The organism is Spirosoma horti (assembly GCF_054776595.1).
Genome location: NZ_BAAHBQ010000006.1, coordinates 637768 through 659607 on the forward strand (window position 1 = coordinate 637768; position 21840 = coordinate 659607).

The following is a 21840-nucleotide window of genomic DNA, read 5'->3' on the forward strand; positions in this document are numbered from 1 at the left end:
CCCTGGTAAACAAAAATCAATCAATATGCTTTCACGACTACAACTTATCTCTGCTGCCCTCAACCCTCCATCAATCGGGTGGCTACTGTTTCTGCTGATGGGCGTAGCCCGCCTAACCCAGGCCCAGTGCCCGAAAGATAATCAAGAGGGTGGCTTACAAGCGATGCAATCGTCGATTAAAGCCTGATTTATCACCGCGCGGGCGGCCCCGTCATCTTCATTTTGTGATGTTCCTGCATATAGCCACAGGCAGAAGCTTTGATTAAGTAATTTTCCAATTATTCACTTATAATCCTTTATTTCTATGATTCCTCAACGAGAGCGTACTATCCAAAGGAGACAAGGTATCATTCAATCTCCTACTAGTGATGCCTCAGTTAAAAGGGTCTCAATGCCAGCCGTGAGTGGTAATCCACAGCAAATTGCCCACGCACGAATTGCTGCGGTAGCGGCAGCCCCACGTGTTGGACCAGTGAGACCCGTTGCTAGTGCGCCAGTGAGTCAGTCATCGCCATCACCACTATCAGGATATTGGGCAGCCAAAAAGAGACTTACGAACGGGAAGGAGTTAAGATACTGGAATCAAGTAGGAGCTGGAGGAAACATACGAAGCTCAGGTTGGTATGGACAGGATTACGCAGGCGGATGGAGCGATTCATCAACTCCGTTTGTTAGTGATGCCCCTTTAGACCCCAGCGAAGCCGGGGTTGAACTCTTATCCCGATTAGATCAACCGTCTGCAGATGTCAATCAGATCGCGGTAGTAGAGGAATCAGAAGAATTTTTTGACGCACTACCAGGGCGGGCACGCAGTCATCGGGCTATCAAGAGTATGCCTGAGAGCCTTCAGCTAAAACGTTTTAGCGAAATAGCCGCCTGGTGTCAGGATGTTGATGAGCTTATTGAGCTGTTCAAGAAAAATGAGCAGGATGTAAGAAAGTGGCGGAAAGGGTTGGGCGCCCTGAGCGGAATGCAAATCGCATTAGGTCTGGCAGGCGGTGGTATAATTATCGCTGGCATTGTGGCCACTGGTGGACTGGCGGCCATTCCAATGGCGGCTGGCGGAATTGCGTTTGCAGTCTCTTCGGCAGCAGCCGGTGTTGGCGTGGGCGCTGCGCGGGCAGTGGCAGAGCGAGGATTGGAAAACGCACAACACGAAAGCGGAGTGCAGCATGGGCGAGCCGCTATTGGAGGAAAGGAGTTATTAAAAGGGGGCGGAGCCATAGGAAGTAAAGAGATATTGACCAGGGGCGCTATTGCCGCTTCACATACGGGAGTTGCCGAGGCCATAGGTGCTTCAGCAGGTGGCGGAGGTGCCGCTATTTCTGTAGTAACGGGTGGTTTAGGTGTGTACAAAGCGTTAAAAGTTGACGTGGGCGCCATCTGGAAACAAGTTGACTGGGGCAAGGCCTTAGAAAACGTAGCCAATGCAGAAGCCTTTGTCGCAAGACACTCACGTGGCCTTAATCCAATATTGCTAATGCAGATAAAAGCGAAGCTAAAAGGCACCGGAGAAAATATCTCAGCTATGCTTAAACGCTAAAATTGAATCAGTTGATTAGATAGAAAACTCAAAGCCTGGCACATACGTCTATGCCTTTAGGGTCTACACTACACGTGTGATCCTAAAGGCATAGTTTTTATCAGTAATACAAGTTGCGAGATTAGTCTGGACGGACTTACCCCCAATTCAGACTAATCTCGCAACTTGTATTGTAATAGGTAAAGTAAACCTAAATTGTGGGCTAATTATAGGCAAACAAATGGCTGCTTATGATCGGTTCGAGGAGCCAACTAACAACAGTACTGACTTTTGCAACAGCCACCTGAATTATATTAAGTACTACAGAATGTATGACAAAAACAAGCCCTGTCTTACAGCTGTAAGACAGATAGCTAAGATCATTAAGTTGATGTTTTTGTAGGCAATCCAGAGAAATAGCGTATCATAAAATGCCCGTTTTTCCAAGACGGCGGAACAGCTTAACCCTAGAGTACACCTTTTTACAGTCAACATTCTCAAATTGCCATCTCATGAATCAAGGTCTCTTTTTCAACGATGGGTATGAGCTTGTGAGACTGGAATTTGCTAAATGACCGCAACGGCGGCCCGGCGCAAGTCGCAGACGACTCCGAGACCAACCGCTCAGGCGTCCCTGCATGAATTATCGAGGTGGTAGTAGCGGCTGGCCGTCTGTGCCCCGCGCCGACCGACTGGTACTTTCCTTCAGAACTACTCGAAGTTGGGCACCGCGCATTACGTATTGCCGTTGGCTTAAAGGAATGGCAGCAGCGGCTGTCCTTCTGAATAATCCCTTTTTTATGCTGATTTCTGATCTTGTCGTTTCAAAATCCGCCGAACCGTTTCGGATTGAAACAGCTTTCCATAACGAGTGCGGAACCCATGTTCATTAAATCGCTCAGCCCATGGCCCGCAGGGTCAACGCATCTCGCTGATAGAGCCGAATTAGCTCACTGGCCTGACGGTTGGCCAGGTGAGAAACCGCATTCGCCTTAATCGCACGACGCCCTTGGCTCGATGCGTATCGGTCAAGTTCTCGGGTTTACCTAAGGTAAAACCACGAACCTTCTTTTGGGCTAGTGCAGCCCGGGTGCGCTTGGAAATCTGCTCGGCTTCATGCTGGGCAAAGCTGGCCATGATGCCGATGGTTAACGTATTGGCATCGGGTAAATCACAGGCCACAAAATCCACTTCCGAGTCCGCAGTACCATCACGAAGGAGGCATTCCGACTAAGCCGGTCAAGCTTGGCAATGAGGAGTTGAGCGCTATGTTGTTTAGCGGTCTGGATGACGGCTTGTAACTGGGGTCGGTCTTTTTTGCGTCCAGATTCGACTTCGGTAAATTCCTGAATTAGCTGATCTTCCTGGCGAAGAAATCGCTGGACCATTTGGCGTTGATCATCTAGGCTTAAGCCGGAAGGACCTTGTTTCTGGGTGGACACGCGCTATTAAGCGATATAGCGCAGAATGGCCACAAGATAGCTAGTTTTCCTTATTTGCCACAAATCAGGAAATTTCATAACTCAGTCACTATGGGAACTAAAAAAAGATGTCAACCTGACAGCTTTGCCTATAATGTGCCTTATACATTAATAAAGGTGATAATACTGGAGTCAAACTTACTCCGAGGTTAGCTCAACAGTGAGGTACTGAAAAATAGTAAGGAAAAAGGGCTAAACCGATAAGGCCAAAAAGTAGCCCCGACTCGTCAGGGCTACTACTGCTTACTCGGCAGCCTGAACGGACTTAGCCTTTCGGCCCCGGGGTTTACCCGTATAAGGTACTTTAGCAGCGGCTGTTTCAGGAGCTAGTTGTAATTCAAAGGCTATTGTCCCTTCATACTCGAAGAGATGAATCGTAAACGTATACTTTGTTTTCGCGTAATCAACACCACTTTTCGTTAAAATGAACGGCAATGATAGGATGTAACTTTTAGCTGCCTTCTCAAAAGAAAAGGTTTCTTCAGAGCCACTGGCTGGAACCAGATAAAGTGATTTAGCTTTCCGCTTGCCTTGGTCCATACCCACTTTGAAGAGCGTGTCATTTAAGTTGATGCCTAAGTTGGCCGTCGTCTTAGCTGGGAGGGTGAGCTTGCCCGTCGACGAAATGTAACCCGTTAGCTCAACCTTTACCGGCTTGGCGGATTTTGAGCGTTTGGCTTTCGTAGGGCTGTTCTCATCAGGGGAGAAAAAATTGATAGTCAGTGCTTTCATCGAGTTAGTTCAAAAATGATAATTGGGGCAATTTAAGCTTAACAACAGATTTTATCGAGGAAGCAAGGGCTTTCCTTAAAAAGATTAATAGCACTCAATGGAGCCTAAATTCCGTTAACAAATTCTCCTTTTTCCTCAATAACCCGATTTCCCCAGGCTGTAATCGCATCCAGGACAGGGATAAAGGTTTTACCAAAATCGGTAAGACTATACTCGACCCGTATGGGCGGTTTCTCCCCGTATACCTTTCTGATAATAAAGCCATCTTTCTCCAACTGCTTAAGCTGAATACTCAATGTCATTTCGGTTATATCGGGCATCTCTCGTTTGAGTTCGCTATACCGCCTTTCCCGCTCTTTCAAATGATAGAGAATTACGGCTTTCCATTTTCCACCCACCAGGTTCATCGCCAGGCCAACCGTACAGGGATATACCTTACCCTGTAAACTCACGGATTGACTACTACATTCGGTTTTCATCATACGCATCATTAATTGAACCTATCCATTTCGATAGATATTGCAACGACCCTTGGCTCGCAATAGTTTTGCAACTCTATTTTTTATAGTTCAATCCTGAGGAAAGTATGAAGGGTATAGTAAGTAATTCAGAAGGGAGAGCGTTGAGCGCAGCAGAAGATAAACCCCTCATTACCATCATCGGTGTTTTGGGTAAGCAGGGAAGCAGTGCCGCGCGTACACTGATCCAAAGCGGTCAATACCGCGTGCGGGGCATAACGCGTCGTACGGATTCCCCCGAGGCAATCAACCTGGCTCGGCAAGGCGTCGAACTGATTAACCTGCCACTCGAACTAGGCTACCAACAGGCGTTTGTCAAGGCGTTCCGGGGCTCTGCTGGTCTTTTCATGATGACGCCAAACATTGCTCCCCCGGCAACTCACGAGCTGGCGTTGGGTATAGAATTAGCTGATGCTGCGGTTGAAGCAGGCGTACCCCATCTTATTTTCAGCAGTTTGGAAAATGTGGAGAAAATCACGTCCGGCAAAAAGTTTGCTCCTCACTTCACCGACAAAGCCAACATTGAACAATACATCCGTACCCTTCCCCTGACAAGCTCATTCATCTACCTGGCATTCTTTTATACTAATTTGTTGGAATTTTACACCCCTATTTTGAAAGGGGATACGCTTGTCTTTCCTATTTATCTGCCTCAGGATTTTCGGGCACCCTTTGTGGATCCGCTGACGGCAACGGGACCCGCTGTTTTAGAAATATTTTCAGATCCAGGCTACTACGCGGGTAAGTCATTACCGGTAATCGGGGATATTATTTCACCCCAGGAGATGGTGGATACCTTCGTCCGGGTTACGGGCAAGAAAGCGGTTTATAGCGCTGCCTACGATCGAGAAGATCTGTTAGCTCAGTTCCCCGACTTCAGAGCGAATGAGCGTTTAGTTGATGAGATCTTGGGAATGACTCACTATGCCGTTGAGTATGGCTATTTCGCTGGCGACCGCGATTTACTCTGGAGTCGACAAACGAATCCTAACAGCCTAAGTTGGGAACAGTTCTTACGTACGACGGGCTGGCAAGGTGAAAAGCTTCTGTTTTAGAGTTAACTACTTCGAGAGCGCAGCAAGGTTTATTAGGCAGCCGAAATCAATGCCTTATGAATTATCCAGTCAGAAATTACATTTGTTGATCAACACGGTTTAACCGCTATCAAAAATTCGTAAACAACTCTATGGTCATATCTTTTCAGATCAATTCTGTACCAACTCTGACGGATATTATTGATCTGTTCGACCATTCAGGCTATTATCCTCTAGTCGATAAGGGCGATACAGATCGGTTAAAATTGATGCATGAACGGGCAAACTTGCTCGTTACGGCTTGGGATGACACAAAACTTGTCGGTATAGCCAGGTCATTAACTGACTTTTGTTATTGTTGTTACTTGTCAGATCTGGCCGTCAGAGATGACTATAAAGGGAAAGGTATTGGAGAAACCTTAGTTAACTTAACCAAAGAGCATGCGGGTGAGAGGTGTAAACTAATTTTACATTCTTCACCGGAAGCCGCTGGTTTTTACGCTAAAATAGGTATGGAGCCAATCACCACAGCCTTCATTATTCGTCGTACTAATTAATGAATCCTTTAGAAGCGGAATCAAGTATTTTCTAACCTGAAACTGCTCAATTTGACCGGACACTAAGTTAAGAGCCTCTAACTTAGTGAACTGCTCCGACGGCCCTGCATGAAAACCACTAGAAAACAATACTACCCCATCAGCGGACCAGTTATGGCATTACCTACACTGGTCCACAAGACTACTGAAGCTAAAGCCTACGTAGAAATTTTGGAAGGTTGATCAGGGGTTTGCTGCCGCAGCTGATTTCGAAAAAAGTGGACAGCCGGTTTCGCCTTGAAATGACCGCTTCCCGACTGCTAGCCGCCGGAGCAACATGGGAAACGGAACGGTAACCAAACTAATTGACGGGATACCTGATATCTTTTGTTAATAATCATCAAATATGTAAACTTCTAGTTTACATATTTGATGATTATAGCACTATATTTGCTTTCTATCGACTACCTAGTTTATGTCGAGTTAGTACTCGTTTTCGAGTACTACATCTCAATGAGCAACCAGCGTTATGGGAAATTGATCGAGCCTATACCTGGTCGCTACGAGTAGCCTTCCATTTATGGCTTAACTCGAATGAGTCAGCCCTATTTATCTCTACCTGTCAATGAGTCTTCCTCCAGTTGCCCGCTTATACATTGGTTGTCTAACAGCTATTCTGCTGGTAATTTTAATTGGAGCCCTTTCACTTAGGTTGTTTCAACAGCAGTCTCAGACGGGGAGCATGGTTAGACATACCTATCAGGTATTAAACAGGGCTGAAGTGATCCAAAGGCTCCTGGCTGTTATGGAAATTGAACGCAAGGGGTTTCAACGTACGGGTAGCAGACGTTTTTTGCAAGCCTACGTCAGGGCCGACCAGGAGGTTCAACCCACTATTGATGAGCTTAAAAAGCTGGTTTCCGATAATCCATCTCAGTTGAAGCGGATTTACCGACTTGAATCACTCATCAAAACATGGCTAAATTTTTGGCAGACTCAAGATGCACAAACCGCTAAAGCGGGCTCAAGGCAGGACGATCGATATGGTATTGTTGAGCGAATAACTCGAGAAAAAACCTACACCGACGTTATTCATGCAGAAGTAAACCAGATCAAGCAAGTGGAGCAAACACTGCTGGACAGACGCCAAAAAGAGAACGATTTATCGGTTGAACGATCTACATACGAGCTACTACTGTGTACATTACTTACGCTGGTCATTGTCGCGGGGCTTATCTACTCAACGGTTCGGGAATCTAGCCAGAACCGAAAATCAAAGGCCCTGCTCCAGCATAATTTTAAGGAACTAGAGCAGCTTAACGCCCTTGGCAGCGAAAAAAACTGGCTGCTAACGGGTCTTTCAGCGGTTAATGACCAGTTGCAGGACATAACGGATACGTCGTCCCTAGCCCAGTCCATTCTGCAAACGCTGACAACCTACTTGAGCTTACCGGCCAGCGCTTTTTATTGCTTCAATGAAGCCCAACAGGAATTACAATTGAATGCCTCAGTAGCGCTGCCTGAGCAGGTAAAGCAATCATACCAGTTGGGAAACGGCCTGGTTGGCCAGGCAGCATTAAGCCGGTCGATGACCCTTATCAACGATGTGCCAGCCCATTACTGGGTTATTCAGGCCGGCAGTGGGCAAGCCCTACCCGGTCAGATTGTGTGTATGCCGCTGTGGTATAATCAGGAACTTAAGGGCGTACTCGAACTAGCTTCCTTTAAACCGCTCGACCAGCAGTCACTCCAATTGCTCAAATCGACAGCCAACAACATTGCTGTGGCCATTAACGCAGCCGACGGTCATGCCAAAATAATGAACCTGCTTAAAACGGTACATGAGCAAAAAGAGGAATTGAGCACCCAACAAGAAGCCCTTCGCCTATCGAATGAAGAACTGCAACAACAGGCCGAGGAGCTACAGGCGTCGGAAGAAGAGATGAAAGTTCATGAAGAGGAACTGCGCGCCATCAATGCCGAATTATACGAACGGAACGGAATCATTGAGGTGGCGCGCCAGGATTTATCGGCCAAAGCAGAAGAGCTAGAAGCCAACAGTAAGTACAAATCGGAGTTCTTAGCCAATATGTCGCACGAACTCCGTACGCCCCTTAACAGTGTGTTGATTCTGGCTCGACTGCTTGCCGAAAACAAGAGTTGCAATTTGACTGATAAGCAAGTTCAATACGCGACTGTTATTCATAAATCAGGTACTGATCTGCTGGATCTCATCAACGATATTTTAGACCTGTCCAAAATTGAAGCCGGTAAAATTGAGTTGTGTTTCGAAGAAGTTCCTCTAGCTGGTATCGCCCGGGATATGAGCCAGTTATTTAACGTGGTGGCCCAGGAGAAAGGCGTACAGTTGCTGACCCGCCTAAGTGAATCAGTTCCCGCCATGCTTAGAACCGACCGCCAGCGAATCGGGCAGATAATTAAGAATTTGTTGTCGAACGCCTTTAAGTTTACGCCCGCCGGAGGTTCTGTTACATTACTGTTTGACCTTGAAGAGCAAATCAGTAATGATCCACAGTCCAGTCAGCAGCGAGTAGCTATTGCTGTTGCCGATACGGGGATTGGCATTGCTCCCGAAAAACAGCAGCTTATCTTCGAAGCCTTCCAGCAGGCTGATGGATCAACCAGTCGAAAATTTGGGGGTACCGGACTTGGGCTATCAATTAGCAAAGAATTGATTCACAAACTGGGAGGAGAGCTTCGTTTGCAAAGCGAGCCAGGGAAAGGCAGTACGTTCATTATTTATCTGCCAGTCGACTCGTCGGACAGCGTCGTTTTCCCCCCCATTAACGACCAGCCGGTTAAGGTTGTTGCGACGCCAGTTCGTATCCCACAGACAATAGACGATGACCGGCACAACCTCCAACCAGGCGATCGTGTCATCTTAATAATGGAAGACGATCCGATTTTCGCGGGTATTGTTCAGGATTTTTTCCGCCAAAAAAAGTATAGAACCATTGTTGCCACGCGGGGCGATGAAGGAATAGAATGCGCCCGGTACTATAAGCCTGCTGCCCTTATTCTGGATATTGGCCTGCCGGTAGTGAATGGCTGGGACGTACTTAAAATCCTGAAGGAGGACGATTCCTTAAAACATATTCCTGTCCATGTTATCTCCGCGATGGAGAAACCACCGTCGAGTGACGTCCTGTCCTATAAAACCAAGCCCATTGAGCCAAAAGAGCTAGAGGGCCTAGTAGACCTGATCAGTAAACAACTCAAGGAAGGGTCCAAAAAAGTTCTCTTGCTGTCAGGTTACCATTTAAATGCCGACTCGATCAAGTCAATAAGCAACAAACGACATGCCCATCTCCAATGTGACTATGCAGGCTCCATCGAACAGGCGAAGCAGTTAATTAATCAGCGGTTCTATGATTGCCTGATTGTTGATATTGGCAATCAAGTAGAGCAGGGCTTGCTGGATTTGCGGGGCTTGCTGTCCACCATTTCACCGCGTCAACTTCCGATAATCATCTACCTGGATAAAGATTTGACTGCCGAGGAAGAACGAGAACTTAACACGATTTCGCCGATCCTTATCCGAAACTCATTGCTGGCTAAAAATCGGCTAATGGATGAACTAGACTTATTTTTTAACAAAGTTCAATCGGGCCATCAACGTTCTCTACCGTTGCAGGCTTCCCCAAATCCATTGAATCAAGGCCTGCAGGGTCGAAAAGTGTTAGTGGTCGACGACGACATGCGCAACGTGTTTGCCTTAAGTACCTTACTGGAATCTCAGCAGATACAAGTGGTAACCGCAACGGATGGACTGGATGCCCTTGATCTACTGCAAGAACATGCCGATACGGACTTAGTACTAATGGACGTGATGATGCCGACCATGGATGGCTACGAAGCGACCCGTCGTATTCGTCAAGACCAGCGTTTTCTCAACCTGCCGATTATTGCCTTAACGGCCAAAGCCATGCTTGGTGACCACCAAAAGTGCATTGAAGCCGGTGCGTCAGACTATATTACCAAGCCCGTCAATACGACTCAGTTGATCTCACTTATGCAGGTTTGGTTATCCCGGTAGTCTATTAGCCTTAGTGCACATGTTTTATCAGACCCACCCTCAAAACTAAGGTGGGTAGATTTCCCCATAAGGCACAGGCCACCCTGACAATTCGCCACAGCTCGTTTATTCGGTCTCAAAATAGGTACTTTTTCGTGGATGCTTCCTGACTGCCGAAACAAGAGTCAGCCTATTTCCCTGAGTTAAGAGTAGCGTTCACTTGGTAAAGGGTTTTCGTGATCAAATTAATTAGCATTTAAAGCTGTGTTATTGCAAGAATCTCCCCTTTTAGATTGCATAAAATGTTTTGACTTTGTAATCACTCAAAGCATTGTTATTCTAAGATAGAGCAGATGAATAATTAATGCTGGTTTCTGTTTCTCGATAGGCAAATTCTACAATTCGGCATATAATATTTGTCCTATCTTAGCCAATGATTTGAGCTAATGCCAAATTCATTCGATGACGCCTAAGCAAGCCCAACGGCTGATCAAAAAAATAGCCGATATCCAATGGGCCTGAGTACATTTAACTGGATACTAAGTTAAATGTACTCAGGCCAAAAATAACAGATGATTGGCTGGCCTGTGAGAAGCCCAAAACGGATGAGCCTGTTCCTTTTTTCAGGGTTTACCTGGGTAGCCTAAAGCCGCACGAGCGGCATAGGCTGCGTCATACATCGAGCTGAAACATTTTCCAAAAGAGGTATCACCATTCGGTCCTTGGGTAAGATCCCAAAACGGTAGCATCGCCACCAGCGACACCTCTGTGGTCGGGTCATAAACCATCAATGTCAAATACAATGGCCCCGTTGTGACCGTAACCTAGATTGGTGAACAGGGAGGTGCCCAATGCATAACTGGGTCTGGCTACCGACCCGTCGGTTTGTAACAACTTCACCGTCTGTGGCTGCAGGATATTCTCACCACGCATCAACGTGCGTACAAAGGTGTTCAGGCTGGCCATGGTGCTATACCCATTCCCTTCACCCACATGGGCACTCATATTAACCGAGCCGAAGCTCTCCAGCCGACCCGATGGCCGCCAGAGCAGGCTGGCTGCGTTTGGTTGAGGTAGCTGAACATCGTCTGCCCGGTAGGGAAACGAAACCGGCAGGGGCACCCGGCTAGCCGGTCCGGTGATGTGGTCGTAGAGGTAATCAGCAAATGTCTTAGCGCTACCGCTCTTGGTCGAGTAAACCCGTTCGATGATCCGGCTCAGAATGACGTAGCCCGTGTTGCTATAATGCTGACCGGTGCTGGGCGTGAAGTATTGAAGCTGATTATCGATGATCGGCTTGAGCATTTCCTCTGTGGTGAACTGGTGGGTCGAATCACGAGACAGGACGTAATTAACGAAGCTCTCCCCATTAAAACCCGGCACCGGATCATTATCGACATCGAACACCCCGGCGCTGTGCTGGAGCAACTGCTCAATGGTGATCTGACTCTTGTTGGGAATGTTCCAGTCGGGCGTAGCCGGTACGTAGGGCTGATTCGTGCCCGGAATCAAATCGGTAATGTGGGCTTTGTAGTCGAGCCAGCCGTCCTGATACATCTTCATAACAGCCGTGGCCGTAAAGTTTTTGGAGACGCTGGCGAACCGGTAAACGGTGTTGGGAGTGACAGGTTGTCGCCCCGCAGCGACCGACGACGCGAAGTAGGTTTGGGTAGGCGTCTGAATCAACACATTGAGTGAAGGAACCTGCTTCTGAAGGTCTTTTTCCAGATCGGACCGTACTTTATCAACGGCTTCCTGAACTTTAAGCGCTGCCAAACCCCGGTGATCATCCAGTTGAATGAAGCTACAGCCGAAAGACAGCCCGGTCAGCCCCCCTATCACCAAGCATCGAACGATGCTGGCACAACTAGTTGTAAGCGATAAACCTAGCTGCTTACTCAGGCACGTAAAAGAAAAAGAGTTCATCCTGACTGATTGCGAGATGGTTGAAAAAGAAGGTTTTGAAATGCTGTAGATAGAATCACCACTACTTATTTAGTCGAGACTTGAGCCGCTCGTAAAGCTGTATTCCGTACGCCCAAAGCCAGTTCCAGAAAATCGTTGTAATTGGTCTCTGGTGTGGTGTTGGTTTTGATAAAATTAGCGACCATCAGCACCGTCGTCTTTGTCGCCGGGTTGTAACGCAGTGTTGATATGTAACTTAGGTGGGCACCATCATGGCCAAAGCCCAGTCCGTCATTGAAGGTAAGCCCCAGGCCGTACACCCCATGCGATACGTCGGCTATTTCCATTTCTTCCATCATGGCTATGCTTTGGGTTGTTAGACCAGCTTTGCCCGTTAGCAATAATTCGATCCATCTGGTGATATCATCCGGTGATGACACTATATCGCCCTCTGTGACATTCATCGACATGTTATCTTCCGGCGTATCGATCGGACTTTGGCCGGGCACAAGGAGGTAGGAGTTGACAAATGGATCTTTCATCCGGGTTTCGGTTCCCTGCCACACATTATAGGTATTGGTCAACTGCAAGGGCTCTAGAAATCGCGTCCGAATAAAGTCACTGTACGACACGCCCGAGGCCTTTTCAATAATTTTACCCAGCAGATTATAGCCTGTATTTGAGTATTGGAACGTAGTGCCCGGAACGAAGTTGGACAACTTGTTCTGAGCAACAACCCCCACCAGTTCGTCGAAGGTGAAGGTATGAGTCTCCTGGTTGAGGTCATCCCGAATATAATCAACGTAACGTTTGCCTGCGTAGGGTTGATTGACCGTAGTTGGGATGTCCTGATTGGTTATATCGAATACCCCTGCCCGGTGCTGGAGCAATTGCTTGATGGTGATCTTGTCTTTATACGGAATATCATAAGCTGGTGTAGCAGGCAGGTAAGCCGGGATAAAGTCGGTAATGGCTAGTTTACCTTCCTGCTGAAGGAGTAAAATGGCTGCCGATGTAAAGATTTTGGATATGCTGGCGATTCGGTAATGTGTATTTCCCTGAACACCCGGCTCAATGTTACTGGAAACCAGCGTCGATCCGGATGGATTGTTGACCTGGAGAAAAAAACCACCTTTATTTTTTTCAATTCCCCATTCCCCGTTAAAATGCTGATAGAGGCTATCGGTCAGCTGTTGAAGTTGGGCACGGACAGGAGATGGTTGGATATGATCTTTAATGCAGGATTGAAGCGTTGTACTACCCAGTGTAAGGAGAGCAACAAGGGTAACTATTGAGGTGCGTTTCATGGTAATGTGCGTACAGAGAAATGACTAAAAAACGGTCTTTAATAAGCTGGAGTTACACGTAATCCCTACTTGGGTCTGCCTGGATAGCCTAAGGCCGCCCGGCCTCCGTAAGCCGCACCGTATATAGCATTGAAACACTTGTAAAATGAGCTACTGGGACCATTTGTAACGTGGCTATTATCAACCAGATTAATAAAGGCCACGACCGATACATCCGTAGCGGGGTCATACATGGCAAGCGATAGCGTCCCGCAGCGCTCTCCGTTATGGCCATACCCCAGATTCTTCGTGAAGAAGCATCCCAGGGCGTACTGGTTCCCGCTTTTCGGGTTAATATCGGTTTGCATCAGCTTCACGGTTTCGGGGGTCAATACGTTCTCACCTTTCATCAGCGACCGCACGAACGCATTGAGTGAGCCTGGCGTACTGTAGCCATTACCCTCGGCTACCTGAGCGCTCATATTGTAGTCCCCGAATATAATTGTTTGTCCTCCGGGTGTACGCTCATTGCCCCCCAGGAAGGGAACTGGCATCTTGGTATCCGTGGCCAGGACCGGAAACCGAATAGCCAAAGGCACCTTTGTGCCCGGCCCTACAACATGATCTTGTAGGTAATCCTGGTAGGTTTTAACGCTGCCACTTTTCGATGAATAGACACGGGCAATGATGTAGCCGAGAATGGAATAGCCGGTATTGCTGTAATGGTAATCAGTAGTTGGAGCGAAATACGATAACTGGTGTTTGGTGAGTTGAAGCACCATTTCCTCCGTAGTGAACTGATGATTCGGATCGGCATTTTGAACAAACGCCGTATAGGATAAGCCATTGAAACCGGGAACCGGGTCATTATCAACATCATAAACCCCTGCAGAATGTTGCAACAGTTGCTCAATCGTAATTTCATTTTTATACGGAAAATCCCAATCAGGCGTATTGGGTACATAGGGAGTGCTAGTGCCTGGAACAGTGTCCGTGATCTTCGCTTTAACGTTCAGCCAACCGTCCTGATACATTTTCAGAATAGCGGTAGACGTAAAGGTTTTCGTATTGCTGGCGAAACGGAAGTTGGCATCTTCAGTTATAGGAACATAACCCGCAGGCACTGAAGAGACAAAGATTTTTTCGGTAGGCGTCTGGATATACAGGTTCAGCGAGGGGACCGAATTGCCCAACGAATCTTGAAGAGCGACGCGGACACTATCAACCGCTTTCTGCACTCGGCTCTGGCTACCAGAATCAAGCGGGCGATGGTCCTGGAGTAGCGAAGAACAGTTCACCAGGAGTACGCAAGTAAGTAAAAATAGCCCTAGTCGCACTGCGACTTTCGGGAGAGTTGAATTGCCTAACATGGTTGAAAAGAGGATAGATTGATTGAGTAGATAAAACCCGGCAACCTGAGAATCAGCCACCGGTAGGTACCCTAGTGCTGATTGTCGCTGCGCGTGCGCGTCAACGACGAGTGAATTAGTTTAAATCCCCTCCAGTGAACACATAGCTATTTGTTTGAAGATTGAAATTATTCTGTTGGTTAGGATAATCATAAAAAGTAAGATCCCCCCTAACATCGAGATAACCCCAATAATCAGGTCTTTCTCTATGAAATTGTTTGAATACGTAATCGCGATTAAACAAACCCTTAGGGTTTATAATGTTCCCAGGGTAGTCATCCATAAATAGTTCTTTTGCAGCATCAGGCGATAATTCGCGACCATCAACCACCAAATAAAAATAATAATAATCAAAGCCGCCCGTCTTGACACGACCCGTTGAGTTTTCGGGATTAAATATCCCCCTCAGATACGTTGCAGGATGGTTGGGATAATGTTCATCTCTTGCGTATTTAGCAGGCGACTCTTTGGCCGGTGTTTCATGAAATTGCCAACTATAGTACATCTTGGCTGATTTCACCAGCACCGCATTCCAAATATATTTTTTGAATCTAACGTATGCAGCCTCCCGTAGTTTTTCGTAATCAGCAGTATCTGATGGGTCATCGCCTGCTGGAAAATGATTTTGCGCCAAATCCTTTAGGGTGTATTTTTTGCGATTAAATTCAATATATCCATCCTTGAACGCTTCCTGTAAGTTCTTGTAATTGTCTTTGTCGCTGGCCATTAAAAGTAGACTGTTCGAAACCGCTTCCTGCATATTGCCGTAACCCTGCACAAATTCCGCAATTGTAGCATCTACACCTTTTACTGCTTTTTCCTGCGATGCCCAATTCTTAATTTGCACCTATGCTAACCAATTTGACACCGAAGGCATCGTCGCCACCACCTCCTGTTGGCAACGAACTAAAACTGCCGAGTGGCGTTTGCATGAGATCGTTCAGGCTTACGGAAAAGTCCGGGATAATCTGGAAATCCATGAGAAAGGCTTTCCGACCGAGGCTTACATTCATTCGGTGATTAAAAAAGGGTTACCCGTTTTTGGCAAAGAAGGATTAGGCGATGGAAAAGACTCCGAAGGGTCGGAGTGGCTCTTAAAGAGCATGCTCAAAAATGAAAGTCGGCCGCTTTTCATCCAGGCCTGGGGTGGCACTAACGTTCTGGCGCAGGCCCTTTGGAAACTCCAACGAACCCAGCCAGAGCACACGGTTTCGAAGGTAATCGCCAACCTTAGAGTCTATACCATTTCCGATCAGGATGATACGGGTCCATGGATTCGGAAAACCTTTCCCACTCTTTTCTACATTGTGAGTCCAGGCTTTGAAGAAAATGGGGGTGGACAATATCACTACGCTACCTGGACAGGTATTTCAGGCGACCGGATACATGGGCGTTTCCTGGGCGCTGACTCAACGCTGGTTGGCAATAAGATCTTAGAGGAGCACGTGCGCCGGAATCATGGTCCACTAGGCGAAAAATACCCTCCAGTGGCGGTTCTGATGGAAGGCGATACCCCTTCCTTTTTAGGCCTGATCAACAACGGGTTAAATGATGCTGAACATCCCAATTACGGGAGTTGGGGAGGACGGTATGAGTGGGTTATCCCGCCCTATAAAAAATATATGTACGAACCCGAAACCCGCCCAATCTGGACTGATACCGCCGATGAAGTATACAGTGAACTAACCCAAAGCTATCACACTAGCAATCAGGCAACGATCTGGCGGTGGCGAAACGCCTTCCAACATGATTTTTTTGCCCGCATGGATTGGTGTGTGGCTAAACCGTATGCCAAGGCCAATCACCCGTCTACCGTGCTGCTCAATCATCCAAATCAGCTTACGGTCAAATCAGGGACCGAAGTTGTTCTCTCGGATACTGGCACTGACCCCGACAACAATACCTTGACGTACACCTGGTTGTTTTATAAGGAGGTAGGCTCACTTAATGCGAGCTCGCTCATCTTGAAAAATCCCAAGAGTAGCGCCATAACATTTAGAGCGCCAACGGTATCGGAAGTGAAAACAATGCATTTTATTTTAGAAGTTACCGACAATGGCACACCCAGTTTAACTCGCTACCAACGGGTTATAGTGAATGTAATTCCTGATTAACTCAAGTCTCTGCTGAAGTCTGTCAATTATTGGGTAATGACTTAACTGCGTTTATTGAGGTATCTTTGTGTACGGTCCTAGAAACGGTCCGCCGCTCAGCGGCTGAATGTTTTTGATGATGGATAAGGCCGGTTTACGCTCAGAGTTGACTAACGATGATTGGACCGTTTTCAAACGGCTAGAAAGCGATTTTTTGGCTGAATTGGACCTTACTAAGGTGATTTAGATGAAACAACCAGTCGCCGGTGCGATTAACAATTTGTCTCTTCCCATTTCTACCCTGTTTGTCCAGTTTTGCATGACGACTTACACCGGTCATTAACCCAATTACCGGGTAGAAAGCCAGTCTCAAAAATGCTCCCGCTTGAGACAAACAGGCTATTTTTCCCTGAATCTGAAAGTATTCCTGGGCTGGCGGGCATTAACTAAGCATGTAAGCCGGTTCTTTATTAACTAGCAATCAAAAACAAGGAGATTGCTATGATTTACCAAATCACTCAGCCCCACCCCGCTTTACAACCCTTTGTTAAAGAATATATTCTGATCCACTTCAACTTTGAAGCCCTATCGGGGCAGCGACCAGCCCGACTACTGGAAGCCAGGGCCGAACAAAGCCTTATTTTTTATCCCTCCGGTCAGTTCACCAAAGTAAGTCCTCAACAGCATAAACGACTGCTTATCCCCTCCAGCGTTATTCAGGGGCAGTTGGTCAGTAGCTGGTTTCACCACTACCCGGAAAATTTCAAGCTGATCAAAATTGTTTTTCAGCCCGGAGGACTCTTTCATCTGCTTGGACAACTACCCACCACTTACTTCACCGACGTGGTGATCGATGCGGAAGATGTTCTGGGCCGGGAAAACTACCAGATCCTTCAGCAGTTGATGGATACCCAGCAATATGACCGCATGATCCGGACTACCGAGGCCTATCTGCTCACTAAGTTCCGTAAACTCAGTTTACGGATCGAGCCCATTGACCGGGTCAATGGGCTATTGATGAACCCTGTTTTGCCCCTATCGGTAGACTTTCTGGCCAGTCAGTCCTGTTTAAGCGTTCGGCAGTTCGAACGAAAATTTAAGCAGCGTAATGGGGTGAGTCCTAAATTATTCCTACGCATTTCTCGCTTCAACCGAGCCTTTGCCCTCAAGCAGCGAGATACGACGCTGGATTGGCTCGCTATTGCCCTCGATTGCGGGTACGGGGATTATCAGCACATGGTCAAAGACTTTAAACAGTTTGCCGGCGTGACACCACCAGACCTCTTGGATACCCAGACCCGGGCTCCCGAAAAATTACTGGGGCTTCGCTAAGGATGTCGTTTTTTGACCAATCCAATCCCTACCGGCAAGGCTAGCTTTGTGGCCAGCACAACCAGGCTACCAACGCTATGTACAATCCGACACGTCGTTCCTTTATGCTGAGCCTATCAGCCTTCGCCGCTCATCCTTTGATTCCCCCTTCACTAGCTACTACACCTATGGTTACCCCTACCCCATTTGTTATTCGGCAAACCGAAGCTCGTTTTGACCAGCTTTATCGTGTGCTGGGCATGGAGCTCTCGTTGAAAATATCAGGCCAGGATACCAACCAGCAGTTGACTATGTTTTATGGCAAATACCATAAAAACGACGGCCCGCCCTTGCATGTTCATCATGGGCAGGATGAGCAGTTCTACATCGTCGAAGGCGAATTTCTATTGCAGGTAGGTGACCAGCACTATACCCTCAACGGGGGCGATACTATATTTTTACCCCGAGAAGTGCCCCATGCGTTTTTAGTACTCAGTGAAACGGGGACTATGTTTTTCCAAACCAATCCGAGTGGGCAAACCGAAGCCCTTTTCAAGCGTCTGTCCCAGCTTCCCCCAACGGCCACCTTGGCGATGATCAAGCAAATACATCAGGAGCATCAGGTAAGCATCGTGGGGCCCCGCTTAAAGGGCTAAAGCGCTTAGGTTAATGATTGTTTGGACCAGGTCAACCGTCTTTGCTGATTGTGGCTTACTGGGCAGGAGTGAAGTAGTTTAGGCTGACCGGATTTCCATTCTCGTAGTGACTCTAACTAGGCCTGGTAAGCATAGAGTAGGGTCGGCACCGGTGTCACCAATCGCTCATATCTGAAAAAACTATATGCATCTCCCCTTATGGTTTATAGCTATCCTGCTGATCCTGATTGGTAGCCTGTGGCTCCGACTGGGGATTCGCCAGCTGCTAAAGTGGGCCGGTAGCTCCCTTATCGGCAAGCTGCCCCCGATTCAGTCGATCAGCCCTTTCGTGGTAACTAAAGCCGGCAAGTATGCCATCTGGCAAAGCCGTAAAAGCTATGGGCAGGCTTCCCTTAAGATGCCCCCGCCCATCATTGCCTCCATGCCAACTGGTAAACCCCTGTTGATTCACAAAGCCTATTCCAATGTGATGGTCAGTGGTATAGGGGAAACACGTTTCCAATTGTTCACCTTCTGGGCTGAGCCCGGAGATTACCAACTCGGAATGCCGGACTCTGAGCCGGAGCGAACTTACGCGCTTGAGATCAGAGCCTATAAACCAACCTATCAAATGGTCCTGGCCATTCTGCTGACCATCTTAGGTGGGGCGGCTATAATCGTGGGTATCGTTATCCTGATTCAAAGCGCACTTCCTAAAAGCACATCGTTAGTCTAGAGTAACTGCCGTCAACGCTTCACTTATTACTGTTTTACACCCAGTTCATCCCTTAAAAGGCTTCTGACTAAATGAGGCAGGTAAAAATGGAGTAGTCAGCTATCGAAAACAAAATTCTCATCAAAGGCTCCTCCTTGAGATGAGTAATCATTCTTAAATGAGCTCACGCCAGAGACGATGAGGTATTCATGTATCTGCTCATTAATTCGGGCGTTTAATGAAACAGTAGGATTGCTGACACTTCCATAATCCATCCGATTGTTCAACCACCATGAAATACCTAAGTTTGTTAAACCTTGGAACTACCTAGTAAAGCGATATATAAAGGGCGCTTTGTTAGAGGCTCCGGTGAACTTCTTCTCCAAGCGTTCCAACACATTCTGGTCCAGCAATAACAGAGTTTCTTCTCTACATTTGCCTCATCAAGGTAGGTCGACCCGTTTTTATATGAAAGTTTTAATTAGCACTCTGCTTCTGTTCGTGCTTGGGCCATTCGCTTTTGCTCAACCTGTAAAAACAAACAATCAATTGTTGTTTGGCGTCGCCTATTACGACGAATACATGCCCTACGAACGTCTGCAAAAAGATATCGCTATGATGAAGGAGACCGGTATCAATGTCGTGCGCATTGCCGAATCGACCTGGAGCACGATGGAACCCCAAGAGGACGTCTTTGACTTTTCACACATCGACCGGGTACTGGATGCAATGCACAAAGCGGGCATCAAGGTAATTGTGGGCACCCCAACCTACGCCGTACCGACTTGGCTCGTTCGTAAATACCCCGACGTGCTGGCTACCACCGTGCAAGGCCCTAACCGCTATGGTGCGCGTCAGAACATGGATATCTCCAACACTCACTTCCGGCAGCACGCCGAGAAGGCTATCCGTAAGATGCTTGTGCACGTGAAAGACCACCCGGCCATTATCGGCTACCAAGTCGATAACGAAACGAAAGCCTATAATACGGCGGGGCCGGAGGTGCAAAAGCAGTTTGTGGCGTACATGAAAACCAAGTTTGGTACGCTGGAAGCTATTAATAAAGCGTTTGGACTGGATTATTGGAGCAACCGGATCAATCGTTGGGAAGACTTTCCGTCGATGGTCGGCTCGATCAATGCCAGCCAGGTCGCCGAATTTGCCAAGTTTCAGCGCAAACTGGTGACCGATTATTTAGCCTGGCAAACGAAAATCGTCAATGAATACAAACGGCCCGGGCAATTCGTGACGCAGAATTTTGACCTGGAGTGGCGGGGCTATTCCTACGGCATTCAGCCGGATGTTGACCATTTTGCGGCTGCCAAAGCCCTGGATGTGGCCGGTATCGATATTTACCATCCCACTCAGGATGCCCTGACGGGTACAGAAATAGCCTTTGGTGGCGACATCGCCCGGTCAATGAAAGTCGATGCGTCTAGCGGAAAAAATTACCTGGTTATTGAAACCGAGGCTCAGGGGTTTCCCGAGTGGTTGCCCTATCCCGGCCAACTGCGCCTACAGGCCTTTAGCCACTTGGCATCGGGAGCTAATATGCTCGAATACTGGCACTGGCATTCGACTCACAACGCGATAGAAACCTACTGGAAGGGCTTGTTGAGCCATGATTTTGAGCCAAACCCGACCTATGACGAAGCTAAAACCATTGGCAAGGACTTTGCCCGATTGAGCCCTGAACTAATCAATCTGAAGAAAATCAATCAGGTCGCAATTCTTTTCAGCAACGAAGCCCAGACGGCCTTCAATGCCTTTAAGTTTGGGTGGTATAGTCAGAATAATTACAACGACATCCTGCGGCCAATGTATGATGCGCTGTACCGCATGAATGTAGGGGTTGACTTTATCGACCCCAGCAGTCAGAACATCGAGCAGTATAAATTACTCGTCGTGCCAGCCCTGTATGCCGCCCCGGACAGCCTGTTACAGCGGCTGAACCGGTTTGTTAAAAATGGCGGACACATTGTGTATACATTTAAAAGCGGCTTTTCGGATCAACATGTCAAAGTACGCACCACGCCACAACCTGGCCTTATCAGCGAAGCGCTGGGCATCACCTACACGCAGTTTACTATCCCCCAGAATGTATCGCTGAAAGGGGACCCCTTCGGCGTAGGCGCAGACAAGAATAAAATCAAAGGCTGGATGGAACTGGTGACCCCTGTATCGGCTAAGGTGCTCGCTTACTACGACCATCCGGTCTGGGGAAACTATGCCGCCGTTACGGAGAACCCGTTCGGCAAAGGCCTGGCCACCTACATAGGCTGTTGGACAGACGGTGCCGTTACGGAGAAAATCCTGGCTGACGCGGTCAAGAAAGCTAATTTGTGGGGAGCTGCCCAGTCGCTCTACTTCCCCCTGATTACCCGGCAAGGCACCAACGAACAGGGCAAAACGGTACACTACCTGTTCAACTATTCAGCTAAACCCGGCCAGCTGACTTATCCCTTTGCCAATGGCCGAGAGTTAATACAGGGTGGAACCGTTCCGAAAAACAGTGTGCTGGACCTAGCCCCTTGGGGCGTAAAAATTATTGAGGAACAGTAAACAAGTTCTCACCAGTATCATATGAAGCTTAGGGACATCCAAACAGAGTTAGGATAAAAGGAATG

The 21840-nt window shown here is 47.6% G+C and carries 19 protein-coding genes and 1 pseudogene; 11 read left to right on the forward strand and 9 right to left on the reverse strand.

The genetic code is table 11. The features are described from left to right. Positions 1 to 25 precede the first annotated feature (25 nt). The 3 genes from ACYVAM_RS21355 to ACYVAM_RS21365 all read left to right on the forward strand — a co-directional run bounded on the left by ACYVAM_RS21355 (position 26) and on the right by ACYVAM_RS21365 (position 2415). Positions 26 to 187 carry a hypothetical protein gene (locus tag ACYVAM_RS21355; protein ID WP_461070773.1) on the forward strand — a complete coding sequence of 54 codons (162 nt, stop codon included), beginning with the start codon at positions 26 to 28 and terminating at the stop codon, positions 185 to 187. Positions 188 to 832: 645 nt separating this feature from the next. Next, on the forward strand, positions 833 to 1543 hold the full coding sequence (locus ACYVAM_RS21360) for a hypothetical protein (protein ID WP_461070775.1): 711 nt from the start codon (positions 833 to 835) through the stop codon (positions 1541 to 1543). Positions 1544 to 2160: 617 nt separating this feature from the next. Next, the gene (locus tag ACYVAM_RS21365; RefSeq protein ID WP_461070777.1) at positions 2161 to 2415 is read left to right on the forward strand and encodes a hypothetical protein; all 255 of its coding nucleotides are present in this window, start codon (positions 2161 to 2163) and stop codon (positions 2413 to 2415) included. A 52-nt stretch (positions 2416 to 2467) separates the two neighbouring features. Here the strand turns inward: ACYVAM_RS21365 and ACYVAM_RS21370 are convergent, their stop codons facing one another. The 4 genes from ACYVAM_RS21370 to ACYVAM_RS21385 form a co-directional block, all read right to left on the reverse strand. Next, positions 2468 to 2713, reverse strand: coding sequence for a recombinase family protein (locus tag ACYVAM_RS21370; RefSeq protein ID WP_461070779.1), 246 nt, complete (start codon positions 2711 to 2713; stop codon positions 2468 to 2470). Next, entirely contained in the window at positions 2671 to 2910 is a 240-nt protein-coding gene (locus ACYVAM_RS21375) for a recombinase family protein (RefSeq protein WP_461070781.1), read from the reverse strand. The genes ACYVAM_RS21370 and ACYVAM_RS21375 overlap by 43 nt, the downstream gene beginning before the upstream one ends. 336 nt (positions 2911 to 3246) lie before the next feature. Beyond that, positions 3247 to 3735, reverse strand: coding sequence for a hypothetical protein (locus ACYVAM_RS21380; RefSeq protein WP_461070783.1), 489 nt, complete (start codon positions 3733 to 3735; stop codon positions 3247 to 3249). A gap of 104 nt (positions 3736 to 3839) precedes the next feature. Next, entirely contained in the window at positions 3840 to 4217 is a 378-nt protein-coding gene (locus ACYVAM_RS21385) for a winged helix-turn-helix transcriptional regulator (RefSeq protein ID WP_461070785.1), read from the reverse strand. Between the two features lie 104 nt (positions 4218 to 4321). On the opposite strand from ACYVAM_RS21385, the gene ACYVAM_RS21390 reads away from it, so the two are divergent. The 3 genes from ACYVAM_RS21390 to ACYVAM_RS21400 all read left to right on the forward strand — a co-directional run bounded on the left by ACYVAM_RS21390 (position 4322) and on the right by ACYVAM_RS21400 (position 9880). Continuing rightward, positions 4322 to 5308, forward strand: coding sequence for an NmrA/HSCARG family protein (locus ACYVAM_RS21390; RefSeq protein ID WP_461070787.1), 987 nt, complete (start codon positions 4322 to 4324; stop codon positions 5306 to 5308). 131 nt (positions 5309 to 5439) lie between these two features. Beyond that, positions 5440 to 5844 carry a GNAT family N-acetyltransferase gene (locus ACYVAM_RS21395; protein ID WP_461070789.1) on the forward strand — a complete coding sequence of 135 codons (405 nt, stop codon included), beginning with the start codon at positions 5440 to 5442 and terminating at the stop codon, positions 5842 to 5844. Between the two features lie 604 nt (positions 5845 to 6448). Beyond that, complete coding sequence (locus tag ACYVAM_RS21400) at positions 6449 to 9880, forward strand: response regulator (protein ID WP_461070791.1); 3432 nt, start codon at positions 6449 to 6451, stop codon at positions 9878 to 9880. A 756-nt stretch (positions 9881 to 10636) separates the two neighbouring features. Here ACYVAM_RS21400 and ACYVAM_RS21405 read toward each other — a convergent pair. The 4 genes from ACYVAM_RS21405 to ACYVAM_RS21420 form a co-directional block, all read right to left on the reverse strand. Continuing rightward, positions 10637 to 11635 carry a serine hydrolase domain-containing protein gene (locus ACYVAM_RS21405; RefSeq protein ID WP_461070793.1) on the reverse strand — a complete coding sequence of 333 codons (999 nt, stop codon included), beginning with the start codon at positions 11633 to 11635 and terminating at the stop codon, positions 10637 to 10639. Between the two features lie 215 nt (positions 11636 to 11850). Continuing rightward, on the reverse strand, positions 11851 to 13071 hold the full coding sequence (locus ACYVAM_RS21410) for a serine hydrolase domain-containing protein (protein WP_461070795.1): 1221 nt from the start codon (positions 13069 to 13071) through the stop codon (positions 11851 to 11853). A gap of 65 nt (positions 13072 to 13136) precedes the next feature. Further along, positions 13137 to 14348, reverse strand: a complete 1212-nt coding sequence (locus ACYVAM_RS21415; RefSeq protein WP_461070797.1) for a serine hydrolase domain-containing protein — start codon at positions 14346 to 14348, stop codon at positions 13137 to 13139. 187 nt (positions 14349 to 14535) lie between these two features. Further along, a complete protein-coding gene (locus tag ACYVAM_RS21420) occupies positions 14536 to 15306 on the reverse strand; it encodes a hypothetical protein (protein ID WP_461070799.1) in 771 nt (256 codons plus the stop codon). Between the two features lie 28 nt (positions 15307 to 15334). On the opposite strand from ACYVAM_RS21420, the gene ACYVAM_RS21425 reads away from it, so the two are divergent. The 4 genes from ACYVAM_RS21425 to ACYVAM_RS21440 all read left to right on the forward strand — a co-directional run bounded on the left by ACYVAM_RS21425 (position 15335) and on the right by ACYVAM_RS21440 (position 19234). Then, on the forward strand, positions 15335 to 16573 hold the full coding sequence (locus ACYVAM_RS21425; protein WP_461070858.1) for a DUF1593 domain-containing protein: 1239 nt from the start codon (positions 15335 to 15337) through the stop codon (positions 16571 to 16573). Positions 16574 to 17053: 480 nt separating this feature from the next. Beyond that, a complete protein-coding gene (locus ACYVAM_RS21430; protein ID WP_461070801.1) occupies positions 17054 to 17884 on the forward strand; it encodes a helix-turn-helix domain-containing protein in 831 nt (276 codons plus the stop codon). Positions 17885 to 18051: 167 nt separating this feature from the next. After that, on the forward strand, positions 18052 to 18519 hold the full coding sequence (locus ACYVAM_RS21435; protein WP_461070803.1) for a cupin domain-containing protein: 468 nt from the start codon (positions 18052 to 18054) through the stop codon (positions 18517 to 18519). Positions 18520 to 18703: 184 nt separating this feature from the next. Next, on the forward strand, positions 18704 to 19234 hold the full coding sequence (locus tag ACYVAM_RS21440) for a hypothetical protein (RefSeq protein ID WP_461070805.1): 531 nt from the start codon (positions 18704 to 18706) through the stop codon (positions 19232 to 19234). A gap of 302 nt (positions 19235 to 19536) precedes the next feature. Here ACYVAM_RS21440 and ACYVAM_RS21445 read toward each other — a convergent pair. Next, positions 19537 to 19626 (reverse strand): annotated as a pseudogene (locus ACYVAM_RS21445) (NUDIX hydrolase); the annotation flags it as partial. 55 nt (positions 19627 to 19681) lie between these two features. Here ACYVAM_RS21445 and ACYVAM_RS21450 point away from each other — a divergent pair. Continuing rightward, positions 19682 to 21775: a beta-galactosidase gene (locus ACYVAM_RS21450; protein ID WP_461070807.1), complete on the forward strand. Its 2094-nt coding sequence runs from the start codon at positions 19682 to 19684 to the stop codon at positions 21773 to 21775. Positions 21776 to 21840 lie beyond the last annotated feature (65 nt).

Coding starts and splice junctions, on each gene's coding strand:
- ACYVAM_RS21355 (WP_461070773.1), top strand. CDS start 26: ATGCTTTCACGACTACAACTTATCTCTGCTGCCCTCAACCCTCCATCA.
- ACYVAM_RS21360 (WP_461070775.1), top strand. CDS start 833: ATGCCTGAGAGCCTTCAGCTAAAACGTTTTAGCGAAATAGCCGCCTGG.
- ACYVAM_RS21365 (WP_461070777.1), top strand. CDS start 2,161: ATGAATTATCGAGGTGGTAGTAGCGGCTGGCCGTCTGTGCCCCGCGCC.
- ACYVAM_RS21375 (WP_461070781.1), bottom strand. CDS start 2,910: ATGGTCCAGCGATTTCTTCGCCAGGAAGATCAGCTAATTCAGGAATTT.
- ACYVAM_RS21380 (WP_461070783.1), bottom strand. CDS start 3,735: ATGAAAGCACTGACTATCAATTTTTTCTCCCCTGATGAGAACAGCCCT.
- ACYVAM_RS21385 (WP_461070785.1), bottom strand. CDS start 4,217: ATGATGAAAACCGAATGTAGTAGTCAATCCGTGAGTTTACAGGGTAAG.
- ACYVAM_RS21390 (WP_461070787.1), top strand. CDS start 4,322: ATGAAGGGTATAGTAAGTAATTCAGAAGGGAGAGCGTTGAGCGCAGCA.
- ACYVAM_RS21395 (WP_461070789.1), top strand. CDS start 5,440: ATGGTCATATCTTTTCAGATCAATTCTGTACCAACTCTGACGGATATT.
- ACYVAM_RS21400 (WP_461070791.1), top strand. CDS start 6,449: ATGAGTCTTCCTCCAGTTGCCCGCTTATACATTGGTTGTCTAACAGCT.
- ACYVAM_RS21410 (WP_461070795.1), bottom strand. CDS start 13,071: ATGAAACGCACCTCAATAGTTACCCTTGTTGCTCTCCTTACACTGGGT.
- ACYVAM_RS21430 (WP_461070801.1), top strand. CDS start 17,054: ATGATTTACCAAATCACTCAGCCCCACCCCGCTTTACAACCCTTTGTT.
- ACYVAM_RS21435 (WP_461070803.1), top strand. CDS start 18,052: ATGGTTACCCCTACCCCATTTGTTATTCGGCAAACCGAAGCTCGTTTT.
- ACYVAM_RS21440 (WP_461070805.1), top strand. CDS start 18,704: ATGCATCTCCCCTTATGGTTTATAGCTATCCTGCTGATCCTGATTGGT.
- ACYVAM_RS21450 (WP_461070807.1), top strand. CDS start 19,682: ATGAAAGTTTTAATTAGCACTCTGCTTCTGTTCGTGCTTGGGCCATTC.